The following is an 8,076-nucleotide window of genomic DNA, read 5'->3' as shown; positions in this document are numbered from 1 at the left end:
ATGTATGAGTGGTAGGGGAGCGTTCTGTAAGCCGTTGAAGGTGTACCGGGAGGTATGCTGGAGGTATCAGAAGTGCGAATGCTGACATGAGTAACGATAATGCGGGTGAAAAACCCGCACGCCGGAAGACCAAGGGTTCCTATCCCATGTTAATCAGGGTAGGGTAAGTCGACCCCTAAGGCGAGGCCGAAAGGCGTAGTCGATGGGAAACGGGTTAATATTCCCGTACTTGGTATAATTGCGATGGGGGGACGGAGCAGGCTAAACAAGCATGGCGTTGGTTGTCCATGTGAAAGTGAGTAGGTTGGTGACTTAGGAAAATCCGGGTCGCTAAGACTGAGACACGAGACGAGCACCCAAGGGTGTGAAGTTGTTGATGCCATACTTCCAGGAAAAGCCTCTAAGCTTCAGATTATACCGAATCGTACCCCAAACCGACACAGGTGGTCAGGTAGAGAATACTAAGGCGCTTGAGAGAACTCGGGTGAAGGAACTAGGCAAAATCGTACCGTAACTTCGGGAGAAGGTACGCTCCTATCTGTGATGAGACTTGCTCTCTAAGCGGACGGGAGCCGCAGTGACCAGGTGGCTGGGACTGTTTATTAAAAACACAGCACTGTGCAAAATCGCAAGATGACGTATACGGTGTGACACCTGCCCGGTGCCGGAAGGTTAATTGATGGGGTTAGTTTTTGGACGAAGCTCTTGATCGAAGCCCCGGTAAACGGCGGCCGTAACTATAACGGTCCTAAGGTAGCGAAATTCCTTGTCGGGTAAGTTCCGACCTGCACGAATGGTGTAACCATGGCCACGCTGTCTCCACCCGAGACTCAGTGAAATTGAAATCGCAGTGAAGATGCTGTGTACCCGCGGCTAGACGGAAAGACCCCGTGAACCTTTACTACAGCTTGGCACTGAACATTGACCCTACATGTGTAGGATAGGTGGGAGGCTTTGAAGCAGAGACGCTAGTCTTTGTGGAGCCGTCCTTGAAATACCACCCTTGTAGTGTTGATGTTCTAACGTTGGCCCCTAATCGGGGTTACGGACAGTGCCTGGTGGGTAGTTTGACTGGGGCGGTCTCCTCCCAAAGAGTAACGGAGGAGCACGAAGGTTGGCTAAGTACGGTCGGACATCGTACGGTTAGTGTAATGGTAGAAGCCAGCTTAACTGCGAGACAGACACGTCGAGCAGGTACGAAAGTAGGTCATAGTGATCCGGTGGTTCTGAATGGAAGGGCCATCGCTCAACGGATAAAAGGTACTCCGGGGATAACAGGCTGATACCGCCCAAGAGTTCATATCGACGGCGGTGTTTGGCACCTCGATGTCGGCTCATCACATCCTGGGGCTGAAGTCGGTCCCAAGGGTATGGCTGTTCGCCATTTAAAGTGGTACGCGAGCTGGGTTTAGAACGTCGTGAGACAGTTCGGTCCCTATCTGCCGTGGGCGTTTGAGAATTGAGAGGGGTTGCTCCTAGTACGAGAGGACCGGAGTGAACGAACCGCTGGTGTTCGGGTTGTCATGCCAATGGCACTGCCCGGTAGCTACGTTCGGAACTGATAAGCGCTGAAAGCATCTAAGCGCGAAGCAGGCCTCGAGATGAGTTCTCACTAGACTTTTAAAGTCTCTGAAGGGCCGTTGAAGACTACAACGTTGATAGGCAGGGTGTGGAAGTGGTGCGAGCCATTAAGCTAACCTGTACTAATTACCCGTGAGGCTTAACCATACAACGCCAAACGCGTTTTGTGACAGCGTAACAGACAGAAGTTAAGAAACTAAAGTAGACATTTACTTGATATCAGAATTCCAGATTTTAGTTAATTGCCAAGGCGATTAACAAACCAAATTTGCTTGGTGACAATAGCGTTTTGGACCCACCTGACCCCATGCCGAACTCAGTAGTGAAACGAAACAGCGCCGATGATAGTGTGGCATTTGCCATGTGAAAGTAGGACATCGCCAGGCTCCAAATTAGAGAAAGCCCGATTCGAAAGAGTCGGGCTTTTTTGCGTTTAAGCTATCCACACAACGTGCCTTATTCATTCTTTAGCTAGGTTGGGCTGGCTTCAAACGTTACTCTCGCTACTCGCTAACTAACTCATCATTCACTCATCTCCCGTTCATTAAATTAACTTTGCTTTGTTTATGGCTTTGATTTAGGATCAAACCAGTTTAAAAGCAAGAATTAATGGCCTGTGTCTAGATTACTTATTTGTTTATTATTATTTTTTTCTAGTGTTTCAACTTTTGCAGTTGAGGTGACTAATCTATACCAAGATACTCTGAAAGTTGCTGATAAATCACGAGATGCTCGATTAGCTGCTAGTCGTGAAGCACTTCTTAATGTATTGGTTAAAGTGACGGGTGATACATCAGCAGATCAAAATCCTGTTGCCAAAGAGCGTACCCGCGACATTTCAGACTATATGCTTAAGTTTGAATATGATGAAAAGCCAGATGGTACTTTGAACTTGGTTGTTAAGTTTGAAGCTAATAAAATTAATGCACTAATAAAGGATTTAAATCTGCCTTTATGGGGAACACGACGCCCGCTAGTAGCTATCTGGTTAGCTATAGAAGATAATTGGCGACGTGAGCTCGTTACGCAAGAAAGTTACCCACAACTTGAGCAGTTAATCTATGATAAGGCAGACAGACGTGGTTTGCCTGTGGTTGTGCCATTACTTGATTTGCAAGATCGTTCTATAGTTGGCATACCCGAAGTATGGGGAAATTTTTCTGAACCAGTAGAGCAAGCATCAAGTCGTTACAGTGCAGAGCGTAGTATCACAGCTCGAATGTATCAGCAGCAAGATTCTGAAACTTGGGTGCTTGATTGGCGTTTTACAAATGCAGAATTATTTGAAACAAATCGATTAGTTGGTGATAAGCAACAAATTGTTGCAGATATGGTCGATAATTTAGCGGGCGGTTTAGCACAAGAGTATGCTATTGATCCTACTATGATTGGCCAGCTTGCAACTGCAATATTTTACCTAAAAGGTATTGATAACTTTGTAGATATTGAAGTTGCAAAACGCCGTTTAGAAAGTTTAAGTGTTGTAACTCGAGCTGAAATCACTATCCGAAAACCTGATACTGTACAGTTTACTGTAAATCATACTGGCAGTATGAATGATTTCAGAAAAGCTCTCGAGTTAGACAGTGCCTTTAAAGCTTATCAAGATCCTCGTGATTTTTATCAGGTGGTAAAAGGTGATGAGTTAGAATATCAGTGGCAAGGGCTTTAAAACACGTGCAAGAACCTATGCAAATGGCATTACCGGTTACATTACCCGATGATGAAACATTTACATCTTACTTTGGTGGTGAGAACTCGCTTGAAGTCAGTCATCTTAAAGATGCGTTCACAAAGCTCAATAATAAGTTTCAATATACCTACCTATGCGGCCTAGGCGATTCTGGTAAATCCCACCTCTTATACGCGACTTGTATTCACGCTCAAGAGCATGGTTTATCGACGATGTTACTGTCGATGCGCGAGGTGATTGATTTTGGCCCTGTGGTACTCGAAGGCCTCGAAAACCTTGACGTTTTATGTATCGATGACGTGCACTTAGTGGCAGGGAATGATGCATGGGAGAAGGGGCTATTTAACTTTTTTAATCGCTTTAACGAGCCTGGTAAATATCTTGTTGTAACAGCCGATCTATTGCCTGATATGTTGCATATAAACTTACCAGACTTAGTATCTCGACTAAAATGGGGTACCACATTACAAATTCGCTCAATGAGTGATGATGATAAAGCAGAGGCACTTGTACGCCGCGCTCACATGCGTGGCCTTGAACTGACCGATGAATGCGCGCGCTTTTTATTAACGCGATTAAGCCGTGATATGCGCGCTTTACTCGATGTTTTAGACAAACTCGACCATGCCTCGATGGCCGCACAAAGAAAATTAACAATTCCCTTTATAAAATCAACGTTAAAATTATGACCAAATAGTAATTATTTTTCATGTTCGGCTTTAAATAGCCGAACATGACTTTAATTTACTTTCTAAAAACCTTAAGGTTAATTTTTTTGCATGTATAAAGTGCAGCCAAAATAAGGAACAACAGAATCCCTATTGAGCCACCAGAACTATTTTTGGGTTCTTCAATAATAGTGTTGTTACTTGCCTTTATATCAATACTAAAATTCCATGTGTATGTGTCAAAACCATTATCAACAACCAACTTTATATTACTAAACAATCCTATATCTTTATCGCTTGGAGTTCCAAAGAGTACCCCAGACTCTTTATTTACTTTTAACCATTCAGGGTTATTCATTATAGTAAAGCTTAGTGGAAGAGAGGTTGGTTGCTCTATTGTTGGAATAAACTCAAACTCTTCATCAGTAGAAAGTTCAAATTCCTCTGGCATTTCATTAACAAAATCAGCAAGTTTATACGTGTATAGGTTCAGAATAGCTAATTCTCTTCCTATATAGGTGTTATTAACCTTAGCATCTTCTGCATTCAGAACTAGCTTAGAAATATTATTTACAACTGAGTCTATAGAACTTAAGCTAACTTCTAGAAAGTTATTGTTTGAATAAACTTCAGAAATTTTTGAGAAGTCCTCAGAAATATCATAGGTTTTTATATTTCGATTATGAAAAGATATTACTTTAAGTGTTGAACTGAAAGGAATTGAAATTATTTTGTCGCCATTAATATTTTGCAAAGGAAGGTTACTTACTTCATCAGTATCATTTTCTAACTTGTAAATACTGTTGAACGAATGTGGGATGAAGTATAAGTCTTCGTTATGACTAAAAGCATTCGTAATTGGCTCTTTTTTCTCACCAGAGCCATAAAAGTTAATCTCCCCATTATCTGTTGATGAAAAATTGTAATACCACTGTGCACCGAAAATGTAGACTCTATCTTTATGTTTATAAATGCAATTTTCACATCTAAAGTTGTCAGTTATACCTTGGTTTTCAGCAGAGAAAACAGTATTGATATTGCCATCAATTAATTCATAAAGAGTCAAATCGTTTTTGCTGTACGCATATATCGTTTCACTTTGCATAAACCAAACGTAATCTATTGAAGCGTATCTGATTTTATTATTATTGTAAGTTTCTAGCTCGTCTAATTCTTTAGTATCCCAATCGTACTTCCATTTTTTAATTAAGCCATCTGAGCTTTCAGAGATAAAAGTGAAATTTTCGCTGAAATGAACTGGAGAAATTTGTTTTAATCCAGTCAATACTTCATGTTGTATGAATGCTTTTGTATTAACGTCAAACGTTGTAAATTGATTCCTGTTTTTTAGGATAAGAAGGTTATTTTGACTTTGTTCTGGTAAAGCATCAGTAAACACGGCATCGCTAAGTTTGTTTACAGTATTTGCTACAGAATCATAGTACCACAAATTGTAATTAGGGTTATCCGTCGCTATGAGAAAGAATTTTTCACCTGCAAAATCAAATGGTACTATATTTTCTAAACTCGAGTTTCTGTCACTTGAGGTTTCTTCTCCTTTTAACTCAATTTGTGACAAGGTTTCTGAGTTTCTATCAAATTCCCAATAATATCCATTTTGTGAAAACAAAATTGAATTTGAATCGGTATCTAAAATATTTATTGCGTAGTTTGATGAGGCGGGAAGTTTAAATAGATGCTGTATAGTGCCATCTAAAGAAAGAAGATTTAGGCCTCTTGTGCCGTCAGAATGGATATCGATGATAAATGCTTCATTATTAGAAATTTTAGAGTTAGCATCAATGATGTTATTTGTAGCAACCTTCGTACTTATTAAAGATTGACTTTCATCGTCAAAAGTCGCTAATTCTAATATTGTTTCACCTAACTGTGTATCTGTAGATATATTTAGCAGCCTAAATTTATTGTCCATTACTCCAGCACTGATTATATTTGATGTTCTGGCGGGTTTTGTATCTTCAATAATATCGAAAGAAGACTCGTTTTTTGACACTATTAGCCGATTATTACCATATAATTTGTTTTCATCATATATATAAACTGAGTCAGCTGTGGGGTTTGAAGCAATGTGAAGTAAATTGTCGCCGTTTTGACGTGAAAGAGTCAGCTCCGAAGTAAAGTCATTGCTATATCTGTTAAAAGCACCATAATTCCCATTCTTACAGCCTGATTTCACTTGACACTGGAATGTATATACATAAGAGCCTGAAGTAATTACTTCCGAAACATAAGGTAGGGATGATCTTCCAATATTAGTGTAGATGACTTCTTGAGACTCGTTTGTAGAAAAGTTGTAATGAATCAAAAGCCCATCAATATTGTATCCTTTTCTATCATACAATTCATAAGTGTCGAAGCTTCTTAGTCTGTCATAATAAAAGCGTGTTTTTGCAATGTATAAATTGTTCCCATTAACTTCTAAACTACCTGAGTTACAACTTACGTCTCTTAGTAAATTTTTAGTGTTATTTTCTTCAAGTAATATGAGCTCACACTGGTCATTTTCACTTAACTCGTTAAATATAAACTTCTTACCATTTATATTAACGTAACCTACAACCTTAGGTGCATAGTTTTTAAACTTCTCTCCTATCGGAGTAGACTGCTGATTATTTCTGTTGTAAAACCATATGTCTTCGCGAAATGTATCTCCATCGCCTTGTTGTGAAACAGAATAAACAATTGAATCTTCGTATATACCAATTATTTTCGTATTGCTGTTTTTTGTTACTGAAGTTGTATTTACATCAAAAACTGACAAGTTTTTACTATCTGTGGTTTTATCGTAAGAAGTGCCTATATTAGCGGCGTTGGATGTAGTAGTTATTAGTAGTGGTAGTATTAATAATGGATTGAATTTAGTAATGATATTCATAACAAAGTTCCTTTTTAGTATCTTTTTCTTAACCTAACATCAAGCTGTGTAAAATTCTATGCATACTTGATGAAGAAATTAATTTTTAGTTCAAATTTATAAATTTTAATCATTACCTCGATGGCCGCACAAAGAAAATTAACAATTCCCTTTATAAAATCAACGTTAAAGCTTTAGTAGGGCTAGAATCTAGTCCTTGCTTTCAGTTATCATTAGCTATTACAAAATCCTTCTGTGAAAGACCAGGTACTCAATGAACTTAGAAAATATTTTAGCGCAAGCACTTGAGGCAGTTGCCAGTGCGAATGAAATCGCGCAGTTAGAAGATATCAGGGTTAATTACCTTGGTAAAAAAGGTGAAATCACCAACTTACTTAAAACGCTAGGCAAGATTGCCCCTGAAGAGCGTAAAGAAGCGGGTCAAGTGATTAACCAAGCAAAACAAGAAGTACAAACAGCCATTAACGAAAAGCGTGAGTTACTAGCAAGTAAGGCTCTTGAAGAGAAACTAGCTGCAGAAACGATCGACGTAACTTTACCGGGTCGTGTTATGCCAACAGGTGGCTTACACCCAGTAACTCGTACAATTGAACGTATTGAAAGCTTTTTTGGTGAGTTAGGTTTTGCGGTTAAATCAGGCCCAGAAGTTGAGGATGATTTTCATAACTTCGATGCGCTAAATATTCCTGAGCACCATCCTGCGCGTGCTGATCACGATACTTTCTATTTCAACCCTAAGCTTGTGCTTCGTACACAAACCAGTGGTGTACAAATCCGTACTATGGAAACTGAGCAGCCACCATTGCGCATCATTTCTCCAGGTCGTGTTTATCGTAACGATTATGACCAAACTCACACGCCAATGTTCCACCAAGTGGAAGGCTTAATGGTTGATACAGATGTAAGCTTCACTGAGTTAAAAGGTATTTTGCACGATTTCTTACGTAACTTCTTTGAAGAAGATATGGAAATCCGTTTCCGTCCTTCATATTTCCCGTTTACTGAGCCATCAGCTGAGGTTGATGTTATGGGTAAAAACGGCAAGTGGTTAGAGGTATTAGGCTGTGGCATGGTTCACCCTAACGTTCTTAAATCAGTGGGTATTGATCCAGAAAAATACACAGGCTTCGCATTTGGTATGGGTGTTGAGCGCTTGACTATGTTGCGTTACGGCGTAAACGACTTACGTGCATTTTTCGAAAACGATTTAAAATTCCTAAACCAGTTCCGTTAAGAGT

4 protein-coding genes and 2 rRNA genes (1 of these 6 cut by a window edge) are annotated in these 8,076 nt (G+C 39.8%); 5 read left to right on the top strand and 1 reads right to left on the bottom strand.

Translation table 11 applies throughout. The features are described from left to right. The 4 genes from E5N72_RS12825 to hda all read left to right on the top strand — a co-directional run. A 23S ribosomal RNA gene (locus tag E5N72_RS12825) occupies nt 1–1,728 on the top strand; it begins 1,157 nt to the left of the window's first position. 124 nt (nt 1,729–1,852) lie between these two features. Next, nucleotides 1,853–1,967: ribosomal RNA gene (gene rrf / locus E5N72_RS12820) — 5S ribosomal RNA — on the top strand. A 230-nt stretch (nt 1,968–2,197) separates the two neighbouring features. Then, complete coding sequence (locus tag E5N72_RS12815) at nt 2,198–3,253, top strand: DUF2066 domain-containing protein (protein ID WP_135925289.1); 1,056 nt, start codon at nt 2,198–2,200, stop codon at nt 3,251–3,253. Nucleotides 3,254–3,270: 17 nt separating this feature from the next. Next, on the top strand, nt 3,271–3,963 hold the full coding sequence (gene hda, locus E5N72_RS12810) for a DnaA regulatory inactivator Hda (RefSeq protein ID WP_213018564.1): 693 nt from the start codon (nt 3,271–3,273) through the stop codon (nt 3,961–3,963). A gap of 55 nt (nt 3,964–4,018) precedes the next feature. Here hda and E5N72_RS12805 read toward each other — a convergent pair whose 3' ends face one another. Beyond that, entirely contained in the window at nt 4,019–6,838 is a 2,820-nt protein-coding gene (locus tag E5N72_RS12805; RefSeq protein WP_135925287.1) for a hypothetical protein, read from the bottom strand. A 253-nt stretch (nt 6,839–7,091) separates the two neighbouring features. On the opposite strand from E5N72_RS12805, the gene pheS reads away from it, so the two are divergent. Further along, the gene (gene pheS / locus E5N72_RS12800) at nt 7,092–8,072 is read left to right on the top strand and encodes a phenylalanine--tRNA ligase subunit alpha (RefSeq protein WP_062568835.1); all 981 of its coding nucleotides are present in this window, start codon (nt 7,092–7,094) and stop codon (nt 8,070–8,072) included. Nucleotides 8,073–8,076 lie beyond the last annotated feature (4 nt).

The organism is Pseudoalteromonas sp. MEBiC 03607 (assembly GCF_004792295.1).
Taxonomy (GTDB): domain Bacteria; phylum Pseudomonadota; class Gammaproteobacteria; order Enterobacterales; family Alteromonadaceae; genus Pseudoalteromonas; species Pseudoalteromonas lipolytica_C.
This window is presented reverse-complemented; position numbering and strand designations above follow the sequence as displayed.